This is a genomic window from Streptococcus sp. SN-1, from assembly GCF_041154385.1.
Taxonomy (GTDB): Bacteria; Bacillota; Bacilli; order Lactobacillales; family Streptococcaceae; genus Streptococcus; species Streptococcus mitis_CT.
In genome coordinates, this window is the sequence record NZ_AP028929.1 from 1,480,624 (window position 1) to 1,506,420 (window position 25,797).

14 protein-coding genes are annotated in these 25,797 nt (G+C 38.4%); all 14 read right to left on the minus strand.

The features are described 5' to 3' along the window. Positions 1-211: 211 nt before the first annotated feature. A complete protein-coding gene (locus ACAM22_RS06625) occupies positions 212-6,781 on the minus strand; it encodes a S8 family serine peptidase (RefSeq protein WP_369606548.1) in 6,570 nt (2,189 codons plus the stop codon). Between the two features lie 741 nt (positions 6,782-7,522). Further along, on the minus strand, positions 7,523-8,308 hold the full coding sequence (locus ACAM22_RS06630; RefSeq protein ID WP_219967520.1) for an ABC transporter permease: 786 nt from the start codon (positions 8,306-8,308) through the stop codon (positions 7,523-7,525). A gap of 1 nt (position 8,309) precedes the next feature. Then, positions 8,310-9,128, minus strand: coding sequence for an ABC transporter permease (locus ACAM22_RS06635; protein ID WP_369606549.1), 819 nt, complete (start codon positions 9,126-9,128; stop codon positions 8,310-8,312). 1 nt (position 9,129) lies between these two features. Next, on the minus strand, positions 9,130-10,122 hold the full coding sequence (locus ACAM22_RS06640) for an ATP-binding cassette domain-containing protein (RefSeq protein WP_261196482.1): 993 nt from the start codon (positions 10,120-10,122) through the stop codon (positions 9,130-9,132). Positions 10,123-10,420: 298 nt separating this feature from the next. Further along, entirely contained in the window at positions 10,421-12,307 is a 1,887-nt protein-coding gene (locus ACAM22_RS06645; protein ID WP_261196483.1) for an AAA family ATPase, read from the minus strand. After that, the gene (locus ACAM22_RS06650) at positions 12,308-12,781 is read right to left on the minus strand and encodes a hypothetical protein (protein WP_261196484.1); all 474 of its coding nucleotides are present in this window, start codon (positions 12,779-12,781) and stop codon (positions 12,308-12,310) included. Continuing rightward, complete coding sequence (locus ACAM22_RS06655) at positions 12,765-13,745, minus strand: ABC-three component system protein (protein WP_261196485.1); 981 nt, start codon at positions 13,743-13,745, stop codon at positions 12,765-12,767. The genes ACAM22_RS06650 and ACAM22_RS06655 overlap by 17 nt, the downstream gene beginning before the upstream one ends. Before the next feature lie 260 nt (positions 13,746-14,005). Then, positions 14,006-14,887, minus strand: coding sequence for a class II fructose-bisphosphate aldolase (locus ACAM22_RS06660; RefSeq protein WP_261196884.1), 882 nt, complete (start codon positions 14,885-14,887; stop codon positions 14,006-14,008). Between the two features lie 140 nt (positions 14,888-15,027). Further along, positions 15,028-16,356: a sensor histidine kinase VncS gene (gene vncS / locus ACAM22_RS06665; RefSeq protein ID WP_261196886.1), complete on the minus strand. Its 1,329-nt coding sequence runs from the start codon at positions 16,354-16,356 to the stop codon at positions 15,028-15,030. Further along, a complete protein-coding gene (gene vncR / locus ACAM22_RS06670; RefSeq protein WP_173267326.1) occupies positions 16,353-17,009 on the minus strand; it encodes a response regulator transcription factor VncR in 657 nt (218 codons plus the stop codon). The genes vncS and vncR overlap by 4 nt, the downstream gene beginning before the upstream one ends. A gap of 276 nt (positions 17,010-17,285) precedes the next feature. Further along, a complete protein-coding gene (locus ACAM22_RS06675) occupies positions 17,286-21,941 on the minus strand; it encodes a LysM peptidoglycan-binding domain-containing protein (RefSeq protein WP_369606550.1) in 4,656 nt (1,551 codons plus the stop codon). 355 nt (positions 21,942-22,296) lie between these two features. Beyond that, positions 22,297-23,676: an ABC transporter permease subunit Vex3 gene (gene vex3 / locus ACAM22_RS06680; protein ID WP_369606551.1), complete on the minus strand. Its 1,380-nt coding sequence runs from the start codon at positions 23,674-23,676 to the stop codon at positions 22,297-22,299. A 50-nt stretch (positions 23,677-23,726) separates the two neighbouring features. Further along, the gene (gene vex2, locus ACAM22_RS06685; protein ID WP_369606552.1) at positions 23,727-24,374 is read right to left on the minus strand and encodes an ABC transporter ATP-binding subunit Vex2; all 648 of its coding nucleotides are present in this window, start codon (positions 24,372-24,374) and stop codon (positions 23,727-23,729) included. 120 nt (positions 24,375-24,494) lie between these two features. Then, positions 24,495-25,772: an ABC transporter permease gene (locus tag ACAM22_RS06690; RefSeq protein ID WP_369606553.1), complete on the minus strand. Its 1,278-nt coding sequence runs from the start codon at positions 25,770-25,772 to the stop codon at positions 24,495-24,497. Positions 25,773-25,797: the final 25 nt, after the last annotated feature.

Consider the following 25,797-nt stretch of genomic DNA (forward strand, 5'->3'; position numbering starts at 1 on the left):
TATTTTCTAATTAATATGACCAATATTGTCAATACTAACCCTTTCAATCAATTCATTAGTTGTCGAAACTAAGTCTATTAATAAATCCAAAAAGAGTATCAATAGTAAAGTAAACTAAATAATTGAGTTATAAATGGATATTTTCACAAAATTGTTTCATCATCACACTATCTAATCTCAGTACACAAACCATTTTTCTATAGCTTTTGTCTTAATCTTGATCTTTTTTCTTCAATCCAAGAAATGCACCTACAGTAAACATTATTCCGGCAACTAATGACGTGAAGACTTCGCTAACTGTTCCGGTTTTTGGCAACTTATCATTGTTAGTAGTTGATTTACTATCAATATTGGTATGTTTATTAGCTATGTTCTCTGGTTCATTAAGATAAACTTCCTTCTTATTTTCAAAGTTTTTATCATTTTCATCAGGAACTGTAACTTTGACATCCTCAGTTGAATCAGATCTTTGACTTTCATCTAATTGACTATAATTTACTTGTACAGGAACTGTAGCTGTGACATCCTTAGTTGAATCAGATTTGTGTGAATGATTTTCTCTTTGTAAATCCTCTTTTCTGTGACTTTCATCTAATTGACTATGATTTGCTTGCACCTTATCTTTCTTTTTCGATACATCAAAAGTAGGTTTATTTTCCTCCTCCTTTTTCTCCTCTATTTTCTTGAATACAGGTTTTATAAGGGTATCTTTTGACACATTAATAACATAGCCAACGTCTTTTTTCCCTTCGACACCAGAAATTTCCCAGCCATCAAATTGATAGCCTTTTTCTAATTCACCCTTATAGACAGGTAAAATGAAATCTTCTTCCGACACTATCGTTGAACTCATTTCTTTTCCATTTTGAATGGTCACAGTCACCGTATGAGCTTTTAATTCGCTCACCTCTCCCGTATCTTTGTTTAAAATGAATTCTTTTACGGTCGTATTTCTTGCAAAATCTTTTACAACAATCTTAATGTTTAGTGTCTTATCTGTTAGTTGTTTAATATCATCAAATGATTTATATTCTTTTCCATTTACATAAATATGTTTGTCTTGAATCTCACCATCGAATCCATTATTTCTTTTATCATTGATGTTAAAGACTACAGATTTTCCGTCAGCATATTCAATACTAGTATTTCCCTTAGGATCAATGTTTACTTCGGGTTTGACATTATCATATAAAAATTGATAGTGTACTCCAACCGCTTTCGCATTCAAATCGCTATAGCCAGTTTTAAGATAAACATTTCCATCCATATCTGTTACCTTATCTGGGAATCCGTTTGCTTTATAGTCTTTCATTCCCCAGTCCATGATGTCACCGTCTTTAACATTAAGCTTAACGTTAAAATCTCTAGTGTTATCAATGTGTAAATCTCCGTAGATTAAATAATTATCTACAACAGATTCATTAACTCTCAACTCCCAGTTAAAACCACCCTTATCAGAAATCTTACCTCTTAAATAAAATTCTGGATTTCGTACATAAATTTTATTAGATTTAGACGGATTAAAGTAGTTCTTGTCCATTGAAAGGTTTACTGGTTTTGCATCAATAAATAACGTAGAGCCATCTTCTTTTATAGCTTCTACATTGGACTTATCCTCTCCAGTGTACTCTTTATCATCTTTACCAAATAATACAAGTTTAGAAGGATCTGTTACAAGATTTCCATCTTTATCGATTGCCTCCCCTTTAGCGTTCATTTTAAATCTAAACACTTGATACCTTACAATGTTAAAGCCGTCCAAAGCCGACATTAATACTGATTGAGTACTTCTTCCATCTTCAACATTTCTACTATCAGCATAAATTATTTTTTCTGAAAGGACTCTTAGATTAGGATTGGCCTTTTGTATTTTTGCTATATCTTCCTTGCTATAGACTCCATTTCCTTCTAACATATCCGTTTTTCCAGGATTGTAGGTAGTCACTTTTAGTGCATAGCCTTTTCTCAGAATGATATTATCCTTTAATAGATATTGTTGTTTTTCTGAATCAGAATAGATTTTACCAGATTCCATTTCAGTTAAATTATTTGGTTTGTTCTTTGAAAGATCTCCTTCTCCTAATTCTATTACATTCCCATAACTTGATGCATAGGGATATTCTGTTTTAGTTTCCTTATTTTTTTCAGGCATTCTAATCTTCGTTTCAGCTTTTATCTGATCATCATCTTTAACAAAGAATCTCATATCTCCTGCAAAAGCTAATCCATCCACAATATCATTAATATTGGCGTATAAATCAAATGTCATCGTTTTTGAATGTGAATCATACTTAGTCGTTTTGATTTCTATCGATTTATAGTTATTTCCATAATATACCTTGGCATTTTTAGAAACATTACTTATCTTTCCAAGAATTTCAAAGTGTCCATCTTTAGACGGGTTTAGAACACCATAAATTTTTGATTTGATTTCATCAAGTTTTTCAGTTTCATATTCTAAGGCGCTACCATCGTCATAAGCAATGATATTTCCCTTATCATCGTATTTATAATCGTATTCTTCTGTTCTCTTACCAGTTTCACTTGTAAAGTCATCAACTTCTCTAAATTTCTTTTTAATGAGTTTCTTCAAGTCTTTACTTTCAAACTCTCTAATTGTTGAAATCGTTTTATGAATAGTCAAGCTAGATTTTTCTTCGATAGACTCTTCATTGTCTTGATGATTTTCTTCCTCAGTTGTATCTTTTTTAAGACTATCCTCTTTTCTATTTTCTAAATTTTTAAATTTAGATTCGGAAATCTCGCCAAGCTTTTGGTATTTAGATGAATCTTGATCAGGATCTACTAGATAATAGGAAATCATCCCCTTTTCATCAGCATGATCAGCAAATTTAATTCTATGAATCTTTGTGAAATTGCTAGAGCCATCTAATGCAATGACTTCAATGATTTTTCCTCTTAAATCTCCTGCACCATTAATTTCATAAATGGTATTTCCATCTTTGTCAAGTTTTCTATTTCTTCCTTCACCCTCACCTGCATAAGTTACTTCAAGATTTTTCTCAACCTCTCCGTCTTCATTAACAAGAGCGGCGCCAGCATACCAAACTTCGTTGGCAATCTCGTCAAATTTTTCAGGATGTTCTTTTTGATCTCTCGCAAATAGGGTTTCATTCTTGTATTGATCTTTTACCTTGTGATAAGTATCCTTTGTAATCAGCTTAATTTTTTCAGGATTTGAAAAATCAACCGAAACAATCTTAGGGGCTGTGTTATCAATTTTTACAGGAATATAGGAAACCTGCCATGGGTAATCTTTAGTTAATCTATATTTAAATTTATAGAAATATTGACCTTCTGCAATTGGTTCAAATTGACCTCTTATCTTAGTAGCAGGATCTTGGTTATCCTTGCTTTCTGGTGCATTTTCTTCTCTACCTCTAGGGTTATAAATGAGTCCATCCCATTTCAAGTCACCCCAAACTTTTAGCTTAGAAGATTTGATTCCCTTTGCATCATTTCTCTTAGAGTTTAAAATTCCTTTAATAAAGTGTTCTCTCGAAATGACTTTTAAGTCGATTTGATTTTCTCCCTCTTTATTTGTATTTACTATTGAAATCAATCCTTCTTCTGCACTTCTTAATACAAGTGGAGAAGGTGTTAATCCTCTCTCAAGTTGAGCATCTTGAGGATTTCCATTTGAATCTAAAGGATAAATTTTAGCAATATTAGAACCACTTGATGATGGTGCGTTGATCCCTTCGTTATTGAAAGCAAATAATTCTGGATTTTGATCTAGAGATGTTGTATTTTTATCTTTTCTATTTTGTATAACTCCTGCTGGATTAAATTTATCTATACCATGCTCTCCACCAATTCCCTTATTTAAAGTTCCTGGAATTTTTGGTTTACCATCATCATCATAACCTTCCATTGTTTTTGATTTTGAACCCTCTTCCCAGGCCCATTTATCAAGGATTGGTTCCTTATTCCAATCCCCAGCAAATCCCATTAGAGGCATCGATAAAGATGGTTGGAAATTTATTTTCTTCCCGTTGGAGTTCAGAGCTTCCATTTCTTCCACTGATTCAAAATGAATAAATGATTCTACAAATTTATTTTTGTTTTTAGCCTCTCCAACGTTTAGAACCGCATTTAAATCAAAGCTAGAATTTGGGCTTATAGTGAAGGTGTCATGCTCAAATGTGATATTTGCTCCTTTGATTTTTTCTGGATGGATTTCTGGAACAATTTGCTTACCATCTGGAGATTTTTCATCTTTGTATGTTTCATCCAGTTTTAGTCTGTCAGTTAGAGAATCTGTAGTTATCGCTGATGCTGAAACTTTAAAGGTTAAAGGTCTGTTTGATGTATTATGAAGCTTAATTGTAAAGTATTTTTTATCTCCTTTTATTTCTTTAAGAGAAATCGAACCATAAGAATTTATCAAACCTTTAGAATCCTTGTTTTTGAAAGTCGCTACGACTTCATTTCTCAAAGCATTGGCAACATTAATTAGCCCTGCTCCCTGTTGTCTAGGTGATGCAAAGTATTGACTTTTTTCTTTCCAAGAAGTTGCGTCCATCATAGGCCGTGCAGTATTTTGTAGGGCAATTTTTGTAAGACTTGTAAGGTCTATTTTGTCATCTCCCTTAAGATTTTTCAAGGCAGGTCTTTCAAGCATTTCCTTTAACTTTGGTCTAATCAAAACAGTAGAAGCTGCCACGATTGGAGTTGCCATACTAGTCCCTGACATATAACCATAAGTTGATTTCCCATTAATGACATTGAGAGTAGATTTAATATTTTTACCTGGTGCTGAGACATCAGGCTTTAAAAGCAAATCTGTTCTCGGTCCCCAAGATGTGGATCCTGCTGGAACTATGATATCTTCTTTATAGAGTTCTTTATCTGTGTCAGGTGCAAACTTAAAGTCAATCTCTTTTTCGTCACCTACATTCGGTTTATTAGAATTATAGCTTGCCATATCAATTGGATAGTATTGATCCAATTTATCTTTGAAATCTTCCTTACTATTTCTTTTAACTTCAGTTTTTTTATCAGGGTTAATCATGTTCCATAACTTTACACCATCATCTCCTGAAATTGAAAATACTTGACTAGTAGTTCCTTCATCCTCCTCATATCCCATAGCTGGAAGCTCTGTCCAATTATCTCTATTGTAGTAATTTACAGTATTTACAACCATAATGCCACGTGCGCCCTTATCCGTAGCTCTTTTAAAAGAATTTTTTAAATCCTTTGTATAAATTCTATCCATTACTGCAATTTTGCCCTTAAGATCCAAACCTATCAAATCTTGGTCTTGACCCTTGCCTATATATACAAATTTTACTTTACTAGGAGCTTTTGATCCATCTTCATTTGTTGTGATTTTATTCTTATCGAAAAAGGCCCCTATATTTCTGTATTTAAAATTTTCTCCACCTATGTTAACTTTATCAAACTCAACTGTTTGATTTTTAGCAGATGCGACTGCTATCGCATCTTCATGTGCTGCAGTTCGTGTTACATTTCCAGTGTCGGTCATTTTCAGATTATTATTTGCCACTAAATCCCATGAAGAACTTGAAGCAGAAGTCGCATAGTTACCCGTAGCTACAACCATTGGAATGCCTGCTTTTCTTAACGCTCTAATAGCTTCCCAATATTTCTCACCTACAAGACCTGTTCCTGTAAAGCCAGATGATACCGAAACAACATCGACATTGTGTTTGATCGAATCTTCAATAGCATGAAACATTGTTTCATCTCCTGCGAAGCCAGATCCTGCGTCAGAGTACATTTTATAAGAGAAGATCTGTGCATTAGGAGCAATTCCATCTATTCCGTTAAAGTTTTTAATATCTTTTTCAGTATCATTTCCCGCAAGAATCCCTGCAATATGCATCCCATGTGGATCAAAATAATCGCTCCCATCATCAGCTTTTTCTACAGTAATTTTACCACCATTATAATAATTGAAAGCATGAGGGATTTTATCACTCAACCAGAAATTTTTATCAGTACCTTTTAAGTCTTCTTTTTTGAATCTCATTGAGCCTTTAGCATCATCATCAATCCTCATGGCCTTATGCCTATAATCTGTCCCGGTATCGATATTTGAAATGACCATACCCCGGCCATCAAAATTTTTACCAAATGGAGCATTGATAGACTTTAGGTAATCAATTGCCTCTTCAACTCCAATTTCCTTTCTAGCATGATTCATCATTGGCTGGACTTTTTGTGATCGTTCAACCGATGAGATACCTTCTATTAGTTTAATCTTATCCAAATTATCTGGAGTTGTTTCTATTGCAACACCATTAAAAACCGTATCATAAGTATATAAAACTTTTGTATCCTTAAGATTGGATAATTCCTTGATTGCTTTTTCTACAGATTCTTTATCTTTAAATTCAGCAATATAGACAAGTTTATCCTCTTTTTTGGGACTTTCTGGGTCTTTACTTGCAGACGAGTCCGCTTTATCTCCTTGGGATTGATTGGAATCTTCTTTGATTTTTTCTTCTTCATTGCTAGTTTTATTATCTCTCACAGATTCTTTACTAACAACTTCTTTTTCCTCAATAACCGTTGTTTTCTTCTCTTCAGTATCCTTTGAAGTTTCTATAGCATTATGAATATCTTCAAGTTTTTCTTTGTTTTCGTTTTGTTTACCTACTACTTTTTCTTTATCAGATATTTTTAAAGAATCTTCAGAACTAGGTGTATCTGCTAGGATTACCTCATTAGGGACATATGCTGCTAAAATAACTGCAGCTGTGGTTAATGACAATACTGTACTTTTTTTCATTTTAATTCCTTACATATTTATTTAACTTCCAATAGATAGAAAACTTTAACTTTGCTAGCCTTTGTTATAAAAAGTTTTACTAAGTATTATCTAGGAAATAGAGTAGTGCATTTATATATAATTGTTAACTCTCTGAAAATAGTATATCAATTAAAAAAATTTAAGTCAAGAAAAATTAATATGCATTAATTTATTTTTTAATACGTATTAAAAATAAGGTTAAGTCAAAAAAATTCGTAGTTAACTGGGATACATTATAAGCACATTCACATAATCAAAAATAGTAGGAATCAAGTTGAACCACTACCAAAATCACAAAGTCAAACATCATTGATGAAATATCAGCGCTATTAAATAATATAAAAAACCGCTAAGAACTTGGCTTAACGGTTATTTTTCTACATATCTAATTTTTCAAATCTTCAGTCGTTTATCTACCTATAACCTAGGCTTTATGAGTGTCTTGCTCTAGCAACTAATACTCAATGAAAATCAAAAAACAAACTAGGAAGCTAGCCGCAGGTTGCTAAAAGCACTGCTTTTAGGTTGTAGATAGAACTGACGAAGTCAGTCACATATATACGGCAAGGCGACGTTGACGTGGTTTGAAGAGATTTTCGAAGAGTATGAGCTAAATCGGCGATTACACTTACAATATAGCACTCTGAGAACAGATGTCAAGGAATTTTCATCTTTATTAGAAAAAGCCTGTCCTGAGACAAGGCTTTGATAACATCTATGCTAAGAACCCGCACTTTCGTAGGCATCTAAACCACTATCCCAAAGTTTAAGGGAAATGACAAAGAAAACCATAGAAATCAACATCAAACCTCCGATGTTAAAGATTACATCCTTGTCCTGCAAGAAATAGCTGGCAGGATAATAGGCTGTAAAAGCGAAAGGCACGATAAAGCTAATCAACCAACGAAGAAATGAATTGTAAATGGAAATGGGATACTTGGCAAAATCATTAAACATATAAAAAATGTAAATCATGGCGCCTGACTGTTTGGTCCAAAAAGCGATACTAGATGTCGCGATTTTCAAGGAAGTATAAATCAAGGTAGCAAAAGGAATACAAACTAGGAAAATCAGGAATTTTGGAAGAGTCCAAGCAATGCTAGATACCGTTGTCGCTAGTAGGATCCCACCAACCAAGAGTTCGCCCAAGGCATCAATCTGAAAGGTTTCAACTAGGATGTGAAAGAGAGGATTGATAGGACGAGTCAGATACTTGTCAAACTCTCCCTTTCTCACCAAGCGTTGTCCCAATGCCCAGAGATTATCAAAAAAGAGATGGTCCAATCCCTTAGGAATCAAGGAAAAACCATATATAAAGGCAATTTCTTGGAAGGACCATCCTTCTAGCGAGGGGATATGTTGAAAGATGACATTGAGAAACAATAGGTTCAGGCCTTGAGTCAGAAAGACTCCCAGGACTCCAACCACAAAATCCACCTTGTATTCCATGATCTGTTTGATGTATTGTCTGATAAAAATCAGATGCATGCGTTGATATTTTTTCATACTACCCTCCTTGAATGGTGATAAATGACTGGACTCGTTTCCAAATCAACTGAGACAAGCCTACCATCACTAAGAGCCAGAAAAACTGCAAAGCGAGCGCCTGAATCATCTGACTGGCATCGTATTTCCCAACGATAATCATGACCGGAGTGTAAATCAAGGATGAAAAAGGCAAGAAGGACAGAATATCTGAAACAACCTTTGGAAAGAAAGCCAAGGGAATCAAACTTCCAGACATAAAGGCCACTATGGAAGTCTTGAGGAGATTGGAACCCCAAAGATTTTTAAACACAAAGGCAGAAAATCCAAAGCAAATATTAAAGAAAAAGTTAATCAGATAAGCTAGCGTTAGACTAAAGAGATAAAGGACAGTTAAACCCAGCACTTCTACAATGCCTTGTCCAGATACGATTTTCATCAAGACAATAACACTTAAAAATGGAAAGCCAACAGAGATAAAGATCAACCACTTGGAGCCGAGCTCGGTAAAGAGATAAGATGCCGCAAAATGCACTGGTCTCAACAAACGCATGATAATAGAGCCATCCTTGACCTCCTCCCCAATCATAAAAGAGCTATCTGACTTGGTCAACAGATTAGTCACAAAACTCATGATGATATAAAGGGTAATATCTGCCATGCTGAAGCCCTGAATCAAGGACTCCTGCGAGGAATCAAAGACAGCCTTCCAGAGATAGAAAGCAACGAAGGCCCCCATGACATCACCAATCCGGTAAAGAAGAAAGTTGACTCGATAGGTAATCAACTCCTGAACCCCTGCATTGATAAAGGGTTTATAACGTCTCCACAATTTGACCATCTTAGAGCTCCTTTCGGTAGAAGCGACGGATAATATCCTCAATATCCGTATCCACCATCTTCAAATCGCGGATTTCAAAATCAGACAGGGTTTGCTTGATAATGTCAGCTGACTGGTAGCGAGAACTATCGAATTCAATATTAAGACTATTCCCTTGTCTATCAACGGTCATATCAGGCAATCCTTCATAGTGAGAGACGAGATGATTTTGATCTGGTAGCAGTTCAAAGGAGAGAGTCTTCATCTTGCCAAATGTTTCCTTGAGCTGGCTAACCGTTCCATCAAAAATCTCCTGCCCCTTATCAATCATAAAAATTCGATCACAAAGTTGCTCAATGTCGCTCAGGTCGTGAGTGGTCAAGAGAATGGTGGTTTCTTCCTCCTGATTGATCTGAGTAATAGCCCGACGAATGTTATCCTTGACCGAAACGTCCAAACCAATAGTCGGCTCATCTAAAAAGAGAACCTTGGGATTGTGGAGCAAGGACGCCGCAATATCCGCCCGCATCCGTTGACCCAGTGAAAGAGTCCGCACGGGGTCCTTGATAAAGTCCTTCAAATCCAAGACTTCATTCAAAAAGTCCATGCGCTTGTGGAAGAGCGAGTCTGGTACATCATAAATCTCCTTTAAAACTGTGTAGGTCTCTTGCAGTGCCAAATCCCACCATAGCTGGGTTCTTTGCCCAAAGACCACTCCAATATCCTTTACATAATCTTGGCGATTATCCTGAGGAATCTTGCCGTTAATCCGACAAAAACCAGATGTCGGCTTTAAAATCCCTGTCAACATTTTAATGGTTGTCGACTTCCCAGCACCATTTGCCCCAATAAAACCTAAAATCTGCCCCTTTGGGACCTCAAAGGTCAAATCCTTGACCGCTTCAAAGGTCTGCTTTTCAGGATGAATAAAGGAACGCAAAGCCCCCTTCAAGCCCGGTTCCTTAACAGTCTTCACAAAATTTTTCTGAAGATGTTCCACTTCTATCATTGCCATATCTATCTCCCTATCGCAAGGAATAGCAACATTGTATTTTTGACTACAAATATTCTAAATCCTTACTTTCTACACCTTCTACATTTTATTGCTACAGAAGGCTTTATACCAACCTATTATAGTTCAATAAAAACCAGAATGCAAGCGTTTGCTTAAAATTTGTGAAATTGAAAATTTTTCTCTTAAAATAATACTTTTAATCAAAAATACTGGTTTAATCGTTTCCTTAAAACACGCAAAAAACCTGCCAAATTGGGCAGGCTAGGGATTTGACTGAAATTTAACAATCTGAAATCTATTAAACACGATCATAATCATCAATCAACCCATCATGACCATCAGAAGAAAATTCTTTAACAATATAATCTGGTGAAAAATCTGATGGATAACCATTATTTACAATAATTAACTGAAAATCATTTTTACATTCTTTTCCAAGCTGAAGAAAATAATTAATTATAGATTCGTATATTTTTTCGTCTCTAAACTCTGTACTTGTCGAGGAAGCCCCTAAGTTTTTCCTAGGAGTATCAATCATCAACAATCCTAAATGGTTACCAGTTTTCACTTCTGAACAAATCATTATTGATAGGTAATATGCCATTGTTATCAGAGTCACAGCTCCTAAACTACCTAAATCACTGTATTTACGACCCCTAACATGAGGTAAGTAACTCTTTGTATCAATATAGGCTTCATATAGATTTGGAAAATCAAAAGATAATAATATAGTTGAAAATATTTCAGATAGTTGTTTCAATTTATCCTCTTTGGTAGCTTTATGTTTTTGGCGTTCAATTTGCTCTTCTATCCCCTCAACTTCTATCCTCTTTTCAGAAAGCAACATTTCCAAATTTGTAAGTTCCTCAATAAATTTCAGGCTCTCATTTAAAGACTTCTTTTCTTCATATAATTGACCGCTTTTTATTGATAGTAAACTAATTTCTGCAGCTAACGGATTAATATATTGTCTAGTTAAATTATCTAATTTCTCTTCATCTGAGTTAATATTATCCTGTAACTTATTTATTTCTAGGCCTACTCTAATATTTTTTTCCTTTTCTGAATCAATATAAGTGTGAAGCTCATTTTTCTTTTTTGTAAGTTTTTTTCGTTCCTTTTTCAAATCGTTGATTTCAATTACAATATCATCCATATTCTGATGACACAATAAGCAACTTGATTCTTCGTGAAGTGAAATCGGTCGTAAGCAATTTGGACAATATAAATATTCGTATTTATTAATAGCTTTAATACCTGCTATTTGCTCACTAATTTTTTCAATATCAGCAAAATATTGATTTTCCAACAACTGTAATTTTTGTATATACTGTTCTTGATCTGAAAATTTGTTTCTTAGATTACTTAACTTTTCTTTTTTGTCACTAATAAGTACTACCAATTCATTAACATCATTTCCCACTTCTGTTTTTAGAATATCAGATTTATAGTTTTCTATTTTAGAATTAATATCCTCTAATTTAGAATCAATGTCAACAGATTTCACTTGCACTGTTTCATAATTTTCAACTTCTGCAGTTTTTAGAAATTCTCTTACAGCTTCGTATCTAATTTCTTTTACCTTTAAGTTCTCTTTTTCAATTTTAAGACTTTGTTGTAGGTCACCTAGTAAACTATCATAGATATCTAAAATAATCTCAAATGTTGCTTTTTCTTTTCCATTAAGCGCCCAGTTCTGCTCATTAAGAATGTTTTCGTTATCAATATTTGTCTGTTTTAAATATGAAAATTTAAATAAATCTCTAAAACTAAAATCGTCTCCTCTAATGATTAAATTAGTTAGATTAAGCTTCGATAACAAAAAGTAAGATAATGATTTTTCATTTGAAGGAACATCAATTTTCAAGGTACGCGCTTGTGTAAATTTTTCTTTGACACTATCGTAAGTCTGTAAAAGAACAGGTTCTTTAAAAGCTGATAATGGTCTTTTAATCTTATAGAGATTCTCTGATATATAAAATTCCAATTCCACATCCGTACAACTTTCTCCAATTTCAATATACGATTTATGATTCTTTTTCCCAAAAGCATAATCTATTAATTCTAAAATTGCAGTTTTTCCTGTTGAAGTTGGTCCCGAAATATAATTTAATCCTTTATGAAAATGAACCTCATAATTTTTTCTCACACCTATTAATCTGAGGGTCTTTAACAATAATTTCATTTAATTACCTCGTATACAATTTAATTTACTCTGTATCATGGTCTGTCCAGCTGATACTGTTTTATTTAACACTTTAGAAACTATAAAATCACAAGACTGTAATATCTTGCTCCAATCTATCCCTTCTTCACTAAATAGTTCAATAACAAATTTCTCTCCTTTATCTGTAATGAAATATCTATTATTCAAAGAGTTAAATGTAATAATATTTCTAGCTAATAGATCCGCAAGAACTGCATTATACAGTTTATAATTAGGTTTCCAATGGAAATAAGAGTACTTTATATCAAATCTTCCAAGCTCTATTTCGTCAGATATTAATTCTGGAAATTTTAGAAAAAAATCACTAATAATCAATTTTTCTTGAGTTGTATCTTTTTTGTGCTCTTTTCCTAAAATATTCAACAGTATCGCAACCCTATTTCGGGTCAAACAATATTCTTGGAAACTTATATTCTCAATTATCTCCAACATCATTTCCCTCCATATATTTTTCCAACACTGCTATAAAATTATCAACCCAACCTAATTCCTTATCATCAGCAAGCTGATGTAAGATGCCCTTTTTAGCTAATAAATTAAAATCACTTATCGGGCTCCCTAAAGTGCTAGAATCTAAATCTTCGATTCTAAGATAAGTTTGATTTATTAAACAATTACCATCGTTAGGTTGCTTGTATAGACGATATTGGGTCTTCCAAATAGAATGTATCTTCTTTCTTAAATTATCATACTGTTTTTTCCCATTGATGTCATCTTTGCTAAGAGATTCATGTCTAGCAATTTCTGCATTATAAAAATCAACTTTGAAATCGTCAACTTCGGCTATTTGTGCACTCTTCAACATTGATATAAATATAGTATCATTGTACATTTCTGAGATTTCTTCTATCTCATCTTCTCCATATAATATTTCTTCGTAAACCCTTTTATTACTGGCTTCAATAGACATTTTAATCTGTTCTAAATCATTTCTGATATCATCATCAAATGTTGATTTATAACTGCTGCATTTCTTAAATTCTTTTAGTAAAAAAGCTCCATCACACAACTCTATCTTTATTTTATGTTCAGCCTTCATTTTACTTTTCCATCTTGACCACCATAATAGCTCATTTATATTTAGGCCTATTGGTACACATAAATACCAAGAAGAAATATTGGGATACTTGGTAATTACTTTTCTAAACGATTCTCTAATTTGTTGTTTCTGTGAATCTCCAATCCCATCAATAAAAAATTTACACTGATAAATTGATGGTCTGTTATCTAAGTCACCAACTAGAACATCGATGCCATCATCTCCTTGTGATACCGCAGCCTCCTTCGCTGAAGGTCCATATTTTTCTTGAAATACCTCAATACATATCTTTTCAAATTTTTCCCTTGCTCCTGCTAATTCATACTTAGTGACTAAATATTTAAAATCATACTCCATCAAATCACTCCTTAAAAAATTAATCCTCAAATTAGAAATAATCAAACATAAAAAAGTAGTACTATTACTTTATTCACTTCATAACTCTATATTATAACCTCAATATTTATTTGTCAATAAAAATAGCATATTATCCATAATAAATGTTATAATCTAAATTTCTTTAAAATCAATAATTAGTAAATAATATTTACATAAAATTATTAAAACACCAAAAAACCCACCCAATGGGTAGGTTCTGTATGTATTATTCAGCTAGATTATGCTTTACCTTCTGAACCGAATACGTCGATACGTTCTTCAACTGATGCTTGGATAGCTTTTACACCGTCAGCCAAGAATTTACGTGGGTCGAAGAGTTTTTTCTTATCGTATTCTGCTTCGTTTGCTTCGTAGTCACGAGCAAATTTACGAGTTGCGTTAGCGAATGCGATTTGGCATTCAGTGTTAACGTTAACTTTCGCAACACCAAGTTTGATAGCTGCTTGGATTTGCTCATCAGGAATACCTGATCCACCGTGCAATACGATTGGGAAACCTGGTACAGCTTCAGTCAATTTTTGCAAGTGATCAAGGTGAAGACCTTTCCAGTTTTCTGGGTAAGGACCGTGGATGTTACCGATACCAGCTGCCAAGAAGTCGATACCAGTTGCAACCATTGCTTTAGCATCTTCGATTGGAGCCAATTCACCATCACCGATGATTCCGTCTTCTTCACCACCGATAGTACCAACTTCAGCTTCTACTGATACACCATTTGCATGCGCAAATTCTACAACTTTACGAGCTTTTTCAAGGTTTTCTTCAACTGGAAGGTGTGAACCGTCAAACATAACTGAAGTATAACCAACTTGAATACACTCAAGTGCATCTTCGTAGTGACCGTGGTCAAGGTGGATAGCTACTGGTACAGTGATACCCATTGATTCAACAAGGTTAGCGATCAAGTTGCGAGCAACTTTGTAACCACCCATGTATTTAGCAGCACCCATTGAAGTTTGGATCAAAACTGGAGCTTTTTTAGCTTCTGCTGCACGCAAGATAGCTTGAGTCCACTCAAGGTTGTTTGTGTTAAATCCACCAACTGCATAACCGTTGTCACGAGCTGCTTGGACAAATTTTTCTGCTGAAACGATTGCCATTTTATCAGGCCTCCTGTATATTTTTATGGGTCATCCCATTTACATTGTTCATTTTATCACTTTTTGACAAAAAAAGCTAGTTTTTCCCGCAGTTTCGATTGAATTTCTTCTAGCTCCATCTATGTAAACCCTTTCTCTCCCTAGTCTTGGGCTACTTTTGGAAAAGCTATAAAGAAAGTTAAACGATTCTCCTCCATCTCGAAACGATAAGATAATTTTTCATGTTCTAATAGACTCTTAACCACAAAGAGCCCCATCCCAGAACCCTTAGCCTTGCGACTAGCATGATCAGAAAAAGATTGGGCTAGTTTTTCTTGTTCTTCAGGACTACAGCTATTCTCGATAAAGAGCTCCCCTTCTCTTTCTCCAATTCGGACCAAGCCACCTGGAACAGAGTGCTTGATAGCATTACTGATGAGGTTAGACAAAATCAACTTCATGACAGATGGGTTTAGATAAGCCTGCTGATGAGTCAAACTATTGTCTATCTGGAGATCTCTTTCCTTGGCTAGCAAGGCATAATCATCAACCAGACTTTGCGTTATCTGGTATAAGTCAATTTGTTCCCTATCATCTCTTAATTCCTGCACAGACGAGAGAGAGAGTATCTGGAGAACGTGGTGATTGAGCTCATCCACAATTCCTAAGGCAACTCCCAGATAGTGGTCTCTATCCTTATAGCGACCGACATTTTCTTTCATGTTTTCGATCAGGATTTTCAAACTAGCCAGAGGTGTTTTTAATTCATGAGAAGCTCCACGTAGGAATTCGACCTTCATCTTTTCCAGCTGGAGAATGGCTTCATTCTTATCATGCAAATCCGCAATGACAGTCAAGAGGTGCTGGTAGAGGCTATTGATTTGTTCCTTGAGATCACCAATCTCATCCTTAGAATCCACGCGCAATCGCACTTGGGAATCCAGTTCCATCATCCGACGGGTTATTCGCTTAATTTCCAAAATCGGGGCAACAATGGTCCGAGCATAGATGTAGGCCACCAAGAGGGAAATCAGAAAGGATGCCAGCAAGGTATAGGGAAGAAACTGGAGACTGATCTGCTCTGCTTCCTTTTGCAAATCCATGGAAGCTAGAAATTGGAGGGTCATAGTACCACCGTCTTGCGTTTTCACCTCACGCTCCTCAATAAAGAGAGAGGTGGTCTGGCTGTCTGTATCCAGAGGAAGGCTGTCCTTGACTTCTAACTTGTCCTCGGTCATCTCTCCCTTGACAGCTCCCTTGATATCACTCGTCTGAGAGTAGAGTTCTAAAACTTGTTCAATCCTTTCTCTATCCTTTCCATCAAGTGATTGTGCAATAGCTGTCGCTTTCTGGCCAATGCTTTCCTGACGATGACTAAGATAAGTCGAGGGAAAGAGAAAATAAATAGCTAAATGAAGGCAGATAACCAGAACACTAAATATCGAGAAGGTATAGATAAATATCTTTGTAAATAAACCTGTTCGTCTCATTTTCGCTCCAATTTATAACCAACATTGCGCACTGTAAGGATGCAGTCCAAGTCCAGCTTTTTCCGCAGTTCCTTGATATAGACATCAATGACACGGTCAAAAGGAACCTCATCTGTCGCCTTCCAGACCGCATCGATTATCTGAGACCGAGTCAAGGCCCGGCCTTCATTTTTTACCAAATAATCCAGTATTTCCAACTCTTTGGCATTAATGGCCACTTCTTGACCCGCGAGGCTTGCACTGTAGCTCTCAAAATCCACCTTAGCATCCTTATAAGAGAAGACTCGTCCCGTATCGTAGTAGCGCTTGAAAATCGCGTCTACCCTCACTTTTAAGAGGGACAGAGAAAAAGGTTTTTCCAGATAGCCATCTGCGAGCGAAGCAAAGGCACTCATCTTGTATTCCTCATCCTGAAAGGCAGTCAACATCAAAACAGGAACCTGACTAGTTTTACGAATCTCAGCTAGGACTTCTAGACCATTGAGCTTGGGCATTTGGATATCCAGTAAAACCAAAGCTACCTCATAGCTAGAAAATTGCTCCAAGGCTTCCTGACCGTCTGCCGCCTCAATAGTTTCATAGCCACAATCCGTCAAATAGTCACTGATCCCCTCACGGATCATCTCTTCATCTTCTACAATTAAAATTTTCATACTTTAACTGCTCTCTATTTTTTATTTTTCTTATACTCTTCGAAAATCTCTTCAAACCACGTCAGCTTTATCCACAACCTCAAAACAGTGTATTGAGCAGCCTGCGGCTAGCTTCCTAGTTTGCACTTTGATTTTCATTGAGTATTAGAATAAATACCTACTCTATTTTCTATTATAGTCTCTTGCTGGCCTTTTGTCTTTAAGCAACTGCCACTAGATAAAACAAAGAGAGCTATCGCTCTCTCTGCTCACATTTCACTCCCTGTGGAATGAAGGTTATTTGCTTGCTTTTGAAAATGTTACAACGTAGTTATAATCTTTCCCATTAGCTTGATAGACATAGTCCTCTTTGAAAGTGTAGCCACGTTTTCTCAACTCTTCTTTCTTAGCTTCAACTTGGCTCTTTGCCACTGCTTTCACTTGTTCATTTGTTGAACCTTCCGCGATTTCAAGAGAAGTTCCATCGATATCTCCTAGGAAACCTGCAATATCTTTCATTTTATCAAAGTTATAAAATACATTTACTTTGACCTTTTGAGGAGCTGGCTGTTCTAGACTTCTACGATTTCTGCTAGCGCGTGGTTGAACTGCTGGAGCCATTCTGAAACCTGAAGTTCCTACCGGTTGCGTTTTGGCTTCTTTTGTGAATTCTATAACATAATCATAGCTATCTCCACCCTCAACGATTTTATCTAAATCTGTTTTTGACGTAACTGTAAAGCCTTGTGTTTTCAGTTTCTCAATTTGGGCTTTTGTTTTTTCTTCAACAGCCTTTTTAATGTCTTCTTTAGTTGCATCACCTGGTAAAGTTAAAAGATTATTCTCTCTCACATTTCCTAATGCTCCAGCTATATCTTTAAGGGCTGTTAAATTATAGTAGATATTTATTTGTTTAGTTTTATTTGATAAATCTCTTTTCACAACTTTTTTAGCTCTTACTTGAACTTCTGGTGCAATTCTGAAACCTGTAGTTCCTGTTTTCTCTTTAGTGAAAGTTACTACGTAGTCATAATGAGTTGCGTCTGCTTGATCAATACCTACAAAATATTCATCAGCAACCTTGTATCCTTTTCTTTCAAGTTCTGCTTTCTTCTTATCTATTCTTGCTTTTAAAATAGATTTCAAAGCATCACCAGAGACATCTTTTGGTATGTCAACTTCATTTTTACCACCTAAATCATCAAAGAATCCAGGAATATCTTTCATACCATCAAAATTATAATAAATAGAAACTTTATTTTGAGGTTCATCTACACTTCTTGCACGACGTGTTACACGTGGTTGATACACTGGTGCATTTCTAAAAGCTGTATTTTCTGGTGTACTATTTCCATACCCAATAACATTGTTATCTCCAATATGTGTTCCTGCTGGTCCGTTTCCAGATAATCCTGAATTTGTGTAATCTGGTTTACCTTGGTCAACTCCAGGAGTATTAATCTTAGCTAAGTCATCTGAATAATTGTCCACTACAGCCGCTTGATCTTCCGTAGTTTTTGCTTGTTTCATTGCTTCTTTAGCTTTTTTTGTATATTCTTCTACATTTAATTTAGCAGCTTCTTTTTCACTAGATGATAGACTACTCGACTCAATTTCTTCTAATTTAATATTTTTACGTGACTCTAACTCGGAGTCATTTTCCTCTAGACCTTTTTCAACATCATCTTTTGGTTCAGTTGGATTGTTCTGATTATTTGAATCCGCTGGAGTGTCTTCTGTTGTGCCTGAACCTGCTGGTTGGTTTTCCGCTGGTTGCGCTGGAGTTGGTTGTTCTGTTGTTCCTGGCGCTGCTGGTTGGTCTTCAGTTGGTTTCGATGGCGCTGGGGTTTCTGTTGCTCCTGGCGCTGCTGGTTGGTCGTCCGCCGGTTGCGCTGGCGCTGGGGTTTCTGTTGCTCCTGAACCTGCTGGTATTCCTTCCGCCGGTTTCGATGGAGTTGGTGTTTCTGTCACTCCTGAACCTGCTGGTGTTTCTTCAGCCGGTTTCGATGGAGTTGGTTGTTCTGTCGCTCCTGGCGCTGCTGGTTGGTCTTCCACCGGTTGCGTTGGCACTGGGGTTTCTGTTGCTCCTGAACCTGATGGTTGGTCGTCCGCCGGTTGCGCTGGCGCTGGGGTTTCTGTTGCTCCTGAACCTGATGGTGTTTCTTCAGCCGGTTTCGTTGGCACTGGGGTTTCTGTTGCTCCTGAACCTGCTGGTATTCCTTCCGCCGGTTGCGCTGGAGTTGGTTGTTCTGTCGCTCCTGGCGCTGCTGGTTGGTCTTCAGTTGGTTTCGATGGCGCTGGGGTTTCTGTTGCTCCTGAACCTGCTGGTATTCCTTCCGCCGGTTGCGCTGGAGTTGGTGTTTCTGTCACTCCTGAACCTGCTGGTGTTTCTTCAGCCGGTTTCGATGGAGTTGGTTGTTCTGTCGCTCCTGGCGCTGCTGGTTGGTCGTCCGCCGGTTGCGCTGGCGCTGGGGTTTCTGTTGCTCCTGAACCTGCTGGTTGGTCTTCAGCCGGTTGCGCTGGCGCTGGGGTTTCTGTTGCTCCTGGCGCTGCTGGTTGGTCTTCCACCGGTTGCGCTGGCGCTGGGGTTTCTGTTGCTCCTGAACCTGATGGTGTTTCTTCAGCCGGTTTCGTTGGCACTGGGGTTTCTGTTGCTCCTGAACCTGCTGGTATTCCTTCCGCCGGTTGCGCTGGAGTTGGTTGTTCTGTCGCTCCTGGCGCTGCTGGTTGGTCTTCAGTTGGTTTCGATGGCGCTGGGGTTTCTGTTGCTCCTGAACCTGCTGGTATTCCTTCCGCCGGTTGCGCTGGAGTTGGTGTTTCTGTCACTCCTGAACCTGCTGGTGTTTCTTCCGCCGGTTTCGATGGAGTTGGTTGTTCTGTCGCTCCTGGCGCTGCTGGTTGGTCTTCCACCGGTTGCGTTGGCACTGGGGTTTTTGTCGCTCCTGGCGCTGCTGGTTGGTCTTCCACCGGTTGCGTTGGCACTGGGGTTTCTGTTGCTCCTGGCGCTGCTGGTTGGTCGTCCGCCGGTTGCGCTGGCGCTGGGGTTTCTGTTGCTCCTGAACCTGCTGGTTGGTCGTCCGCCGGTTGCGCTGGCGCTGGGGTTTCTGTTGCTCCTGAACCTGCTGGTTGGTCGTCCGCCGGTTGCGCTGGCGCTGGGGTTTCTGTTGCTCCTGAACCTGCTGGTTGGTCTTCAGCCGGTTGCGCTGGCGCTGGGGTTTCTGTTGCTCCTGGCGCTGCTGGTTGGTCTTCCACCGGTTGCGCTGGCACTGGGGTTTCTGTTGCTCCTGAACCTGCTGGTTGGTCTTCAGCCGGTTGCGCTGGCGCTGGGGTTTCTGTTGCTCCTGGCGCTGCTGGTTGGTCTTCCACCGGTTGCGCTGGCACTGGGGTTTCTGTTGCTCCTGGCGCTGCTGGTTGGTCTTCAGTTGGTTTCGATGGCGCTGGGGTTTCTGTTGCTCCTGAACCTGCTGGTTGGTCTTCCGCCGGTTGCGCTGGCGCTGGGGTTTCTGTTGCTCCTGAACCTGCTGGTGTTCCTTCCGCCGGTTTCGATGGAGTTGGTTGTTCTGTCGCTCCTGGCGCTGCTGGTTGGTCTTCCACCGGTTGCGCTGGCACTGGGGTTTCTGTTGTTCCTGGCGCTGCTGGTTGGTATTCCGCCGGTTGCGCTGGCACTGGGGTTTCTGTCACTCCTGAACCTGCTGGTGTTCCTTCCGCCGGTTGCGATGGAGTTACTGGCTCTTCTGCTTTCGGTGCTGGAGTTGCTGGAGTCTCTTCTTTCGGCGCTGGAGTCGCTGGCTCTTCCACTTTCGGTGTTGGAGTCACTGGCTCTTCTGCTTTCGGCGCTGGAGTCACTGGCTCTTCTGCTTTCGGTGTTGGAGTTGCTGGAGTCTCTTCTTTCGGCGCTGGAGTCGCTGGCTCTTCCACTTTCGGTGTTGGAGTTGCTGGCTCTGCTTTCGGCGCTGGAGTTGCTGGAGTCTCTTCTTTTGGCGCAGGTGTCACTGGTTCTTCCACTTTTGGTGCAGGTGTCGATGGTTCTTCTGCTTTCGGTGCGGATGTCGTTGGTTCCTCTGCTTTCGGTGCGGATGTCGTTGGTTCCTCTGCTTTCGGTGCTGGAGTCGCTGGTTCTTCTGCTTTTGGCGCTGGAGATACTGGTTCTTCTGCTTTTGGCGCTGGGGTCGCTGGCTCATCTGCTTTCGGTGCTGATGCCGCTGGCTCGTCTGCTTTCGGCGCTGGGGTCGCTGACTCATCTGCTTTCGGTGCCGGTGTCGCTGGCTCATCTGCTTTCGGTGCTGATGCCGCTGGCTCGTCTGCTTTCGGCGCTGGGGTCGCTGGCTCGTCTGTTTTCGGTGCTGGCGCTGATGGTTCTTCAGTTTTCAACGCTGGTGTCGCTGACTCGTCTGATTTTGGCGCAACTGTGACTGGTGTTTCTGCTTTCAGTGCTGGCGATACTGCTGGTGTTTCCACAACTACTGGTGTCGTTTGTTTAACTGTAGTAGTTTGCTCTCCAGTTACAGTATTTGTCTTTGTTTCAACTTCATAACTTTGACAGCTACCAGAATTATCAATCGACACTCGCTGTCTTTTGACTTCTGTATTTCCATCTTTTAGAAAAGCTTCTTCGCTAAAATACAATTTATTATTAGCAAAAATCAAATCTCTATTTGCAATACGATTTATCTCAACCAAACTATCAACAGATAGCCCCGTTGCTCCACTAATAGCACTTAGTGTATCTCCCCATTTAATTGTGTAGTGTGATAAATTGTCTATATTTTGAATATCAGCTTTTACTTCTGCAACTGTTCTAGCTACCCAAACACCATCTTGTTCGTTAGCGGAAACAGTTGGAGCTAAAAAGCCCAGCCCCAATAAAATCACACCTGTTGCAACAATTGCACCAGTTCTCAATTTTCTAAAGCCACGTAGGGATAATGTCCCTCTAACATTTGTTTGTCTCATAATGTTTATTTTTCCTCACTATTCTATATTTTCCAAAGTAGACCCTACCTAAGTCTACTAGCCTATGTTTGCAATATGGATAGGCTTCTACAGATTTATCTATCTATTTTCAAGATAAAATTTCTATAGATTTTTATGCACAATTCCATATATAAAATGTGAAATTCCTTTCTAATAAATTCCATAACCTTAGTATATCATATTTAAGACTAAAGTACAAAGAAAGCAACTAAAAGCAATGATTTTCACCACTGCTTTCGGCTCTATTTTGAATTGTTAAATAATCATTCTCTATCCACCATTCTGGAATATAAAAACAAGATGCAGTCTCTATTTTAGACTAATTTTTTCAAACTTATTCGCTATCCAGCAAAAGCTCTTTTGGTTGTTTTCTAAGGAGATTGCTTGAAGCAAGCGCCATAACGAGAACGACTAGAACTAAAGCAAGGACAAAGACGATGATAAAGTCTGATGTCTGAATGGAAATATCTAGGCTCGACAAGGTCTTGCTAAAGCCATCTACTTCTGCACCACCACCAAGGTTAGAAGCTTGAGCCGCCTTGCTAGCCTGTTTGGCAACACCTGAAGTGACATTGGCAAGAACAGTATTTCCAATCGCACGAGATGTGTAGTTGGCTAGGAAGTAAGCAGAAACGAGAGCAGGGATGGCAATCAAGATGGATTCAGTGATGAATTGACCCAAGATACTTGCCTGCTTGAGACCAATAGAGAGGAGAATACCCACTTCCTTGCGACGGGCATTGATCCAAAGGCTGAGCAAGAGGGCAAGGAGAAGAACTGAGAAACTCAAGCTGCCCCAGAAGAGGAGATTGGCCATCTTGTACATACCAGAGATGGATTGCTCAAGAGCTGGGTAGTTAGAGGAGCTCTTAACTAAAGTATAGCTCTTCCAGTTGATACCACTGATGTCATTCAACTCTTTCATAACATCATCCAAGTTCTTGTCCGCTGTTACAAAGAAGGTTGCGTCCCCATAAATAGCTGTGTCTTCTGTGTATCCATAAAGCTTTGCAGCAGTGTGAATGTCTGTGATAGCTGTATTTTCGTAGAGTTCTTGTGAGTAGGTTACTGCCGACTTATTGTGACCATCAAAGAGTCCCTTGATTGTCACTTCAACTGTTTCCTTGGCACCTTTTTCATTGTCTGCATCGTAGATATTAGAGTCTAGTTTGACCTTATCCCCTACTTTCCAGCCGTGTTTGACTGCCAAGTCCTTGTGCAGGAGGATCTTGTCCTTGTCGTCGTTTGTTAAGTGCTCTCCTTCAACCAATTTATAAGAACCAGAGACAAACTTGTCTTCTTTAGAGGAGTCATTGACACCTGTAATCATCAAGCTACTTCCAAAATGTTTAGCACGGTCAGGTGTCAGATTTTTCTTGGTATCTGGCGTTTCGATGAGTTCATATCCAGTCAAATCTCCTATAGCGTTGATGCGTTTAACATAAGACTCGATGGCCTTGTTTTCGGTGATTTTTTTGATATCTTCACCCTTGATATTCCCAGCACCACGTGGCGTCCCTTGATTAACGCGACGATTGATTTGCATGGAGAAGCTATTGGTGATATTTTTAAAGGTCTCCTGAGAAGCCTTGGCAGTAGCTCCCTTGATCGACAAGCCGACCAAACTCAAGCTCGCCATGAGGAGAATAATCAGGAAGATGACAATCGATTTGAAAAACTTCCTTGTAACATAGGCAAATGCGTTGTGTAACATAGGTTCCCTTTCTAGATTTTGTTTTATAATTCTATCAAAACAAGCTCAAATTATTTACTAGTATTACGAGTTTCAGTCAGTTTCTTGTCCTTCAACTCAAGTGTAATATCTGACGCTTGTGCCACTTCTTTGCTGTGAGTTACGACGATGACACATTTACCTGTTTTCTGGGCAAGTGATTTGAGCAGTTCGACAATATCTCCAGCAGTTTTAGGGTCTAGATTTCCTGTTGGCTCATCTGCTAGAATAACTGGAGCTTCTGAGACCAAACTGCGAGCAATGGCAACACGTTGTTGTTGACCACCTGATAACTGGAGAACATTCCGCTTGATCTGACTTTCATCCAAACCAAGCTCAAGAAGTGTATCCTTACTTGCCTTTTTGTTGACCAAGCGGATATTTTCCAGTGGAGAAAGATAATCTATCAAGTTATAATTTTGAAAGACCAGGGAAATATGGTGCATACGATGGTAGGAATCCCCCTTCTTACGAATGTCCTCTCCTTGGAAAAGGATAGAACCTTCAACAGGACTATCTAGACCAGCAAGTAGGGACAAGAGAGTAGATTTTCCTGCTCCTGACTCACCAATGATACTGTAAAATTTCCCGGGTTCAAAATTATAATTGATCTGATATAAAACTGCCTCAGCAGTGTTCTTATAACGGTAGGTAACATCTTGCAATTGTAATAAAGTCATGATTTCTCCTTCTTATTATACTCAATGAAAGTCAAAGATTAAACTAGGAAGCTAGCCGCAGGCTGTACTTGAGTACGGCAAGGCGAAGCTGACACGGTTTAAAGAGATTTTCGAAGAGTATTAACTAATAGATGATAAAATTTCCTTAGGCGATTTTCTAAATAAAAATAGGAAACAAAGGGCTACAGATAAGCAACTAAGCAGAACTAGAAAAACATAGGATTCTGCAAAAGATAGGATGTAGGTTGATAAACTGCTTGCTTTGGCTAGTGTATCTTGTAGAGCTGCCTGATCTCCACTTGCTAGTAGGGTTTGGAGTAGGTAAGATGTGATTGTATTTCCTGCAATAAATGCTGGAAGCAAAGCACCAAGAGATACCAAAACTACCTCTAAACAGAACTGTAGGAAGATCGAGCTCTTGCCTTTTCCAAGTGCCAGAAGGATTCCCACTTCGTAAACCCTTTCTCTCAACCAAAGAGACAAGACCAAAATTAAGGCTCCAGCTCCAGCTATCAACATCCCATAAAGGAAGATGGTCAGGAAGGTTTGGAAGGTAGCAACTGAGTCTTTGATTTGTTCAAAAGCCTTGCTTTCCTTCTCGACTTGGTAGCCTTGACTTTCCAAGACTAAGTTTTCCACCTGCTTCATAAGTCCATCCATTTCCTTAGGATTTTCTACATAGAAGCGAGCTGAACTGACTTGAGGTTCACCATTTTCCAAAAGGATTTGGCTACTTTCATAGTCTGTAAAGACTTGGTTTTCACTGAAGTCGGAAGATAAGCCTGTGAATTTCTCCTGTTTTTTACCAGAAAAGATGCCGACAATCTCAAACTCTACTGTTTGTCCTTTGCCAGATTCTGACTGTCCAGCATCCAAGCTAATCTTATCATGAAGCGTAAGACCGTTCTTCTTGGCCAACTCTTCGTGGATCAAGATTTTCTTGGAATCCCCTTTTTGAAGGTGTCGCCCTTCTTTTAGATTGAAAGCCGAGCTGGTAAAGATCACATCCTTAGATGAATCCTCAAGAGCTGTTAAACTAACCAAGTTTTTGTCTGCAGCTGATAAATCATCACGCTCCACGCTCTGCTCGCCACTCACCGCTTCCTTGTCTTTTAATTTTGCGACCGTCTCGAGTTCAGGAGAGACATTTTCCAGTCCCTTAATCTTGCTTACAGATACTAGGTCCGACAGCTTGAAAGTCTGACCATTTTCTATCTTCTTAATCGAAAAAGATGTGTTGAGTGATTTGTAAAGATTGGTTTCAACTGTTTTGTTGGACTTCATCAGAGTCAAACAGGCTGAAATTCCAGCCAATAGGACCAATAAAATTAGAAATAAAATAAAACTTCTCAGTCGTTTTCTGCTGACATAAGCCCAAGCTCTTTGGATTGGATTCATTTGTCACCTCCATATTTGTAAGACT

What these genes read in the sequence shown, in the direction of transcription:
- vncR (WP_173267326.1), bottom strand. Translation starts at nt 17,009, where the DNA reads ATGAAAATTTTAATTGTAGAAGATGAAGAGATGATCCGTGAGGGGATC.
- ACAM22_RS06660 (WP_261196884.1), bottom strand. Translation starts at nt 14,887, where the DNA reads ATGGCAATCGTTTCAGCAGAAAAATTTGTCCAAGCAGCTCGTGACAAC.
- ACAM22_RS06645 (WP_261196483.1), bottom strand. Translation starts at nt 12,307, where the DNA reads ATGAAATTATTGTTAAAGACCCTCAGATTAATAGGTGTGAGAAAAAAT.
- ACAM22_RS06675 (WP_369606550.1), bottom strand. Translation starts at nt 21,941, where the DNA reads ATGAGACAAACAAATGTTAGAGGGACATTATCCCTACGTGGCTTTAGA.
- ACAM22_RS06625 (WP_369606548.1), bottom strand. Translation starts at nt 6,781, where the DNA reads ATGAAAAAAAGTACAGTATTGTCATTAACCACAGCTGCAGTTATTTTA.
- ACAM22_RS06640 (WP_261196482.1), bottom strand. Translation starts at nt 10,122, where the DNA reads ATGGCAATGATAGAAGTGGAACATCTTCAGAAAAATTTTGTGAAGACT.
- ACAM22_RS06690 (WP_369606553.1), bottom strand. Translation starts at nt 25,772, where the DNA reads ATGAATCCAATCCAAAGAGCTTGGGCTTATGTCAGCAGAAAACGACTG.
- ACAM22_RS06635 (WP_369606549.1), bottom strand. Translation starts at nt 9,128, where the DNA reads ATGGTCAAATTGTGGAGACGTTATAAACCCTTTATCAATGCAGGGGTT.
- ACAM22_RS06655 (WP_261196485.1), bottom strand. Translation starts at nt 13,745, where the DNA reads ATGGAGTATGATTTTAAATATTTAGTCACTAAGTATGAATTAGCAGGA.
- vex2 (WP_369606552.1), bottom strand. Translation starts at nt 24,374, where the DNA reads ATGACTTTATTACAATTGCAAGATGTTACCTACCGTTATAAGAACACT.
- vex3 (WP_369606551.1), bottom strand. Translation starts at nt 23,676, where the DNA reads ATGTTACACAACGCATTTGCCTATGTTACAAGGAAGTTTTTCAAATCG.
- ACAM22_RS06650 (WP_261196484.1), bottom strand. Translation starts at nt 12,781, where the DNA reads ATGTTGGAGATAATTGAGAATATAAGTTTCCAAGAATATTGTTTGACC.
- vncS (WP_261196886.1), bottom strand. Translation starts at nt 16,356, where the DNA reads ATGAGACGAACAGGTTTATTTACAAAGATATTTATCTATACCTTCTCG.
- ACAM22_RS06630 (WP_219967520.1), bottom strand. Translation starts at nt 8,308, where the DNA reads ATGAAAAAATATCAACGCATGCATCTGATTTTTATCAGACAATACATC.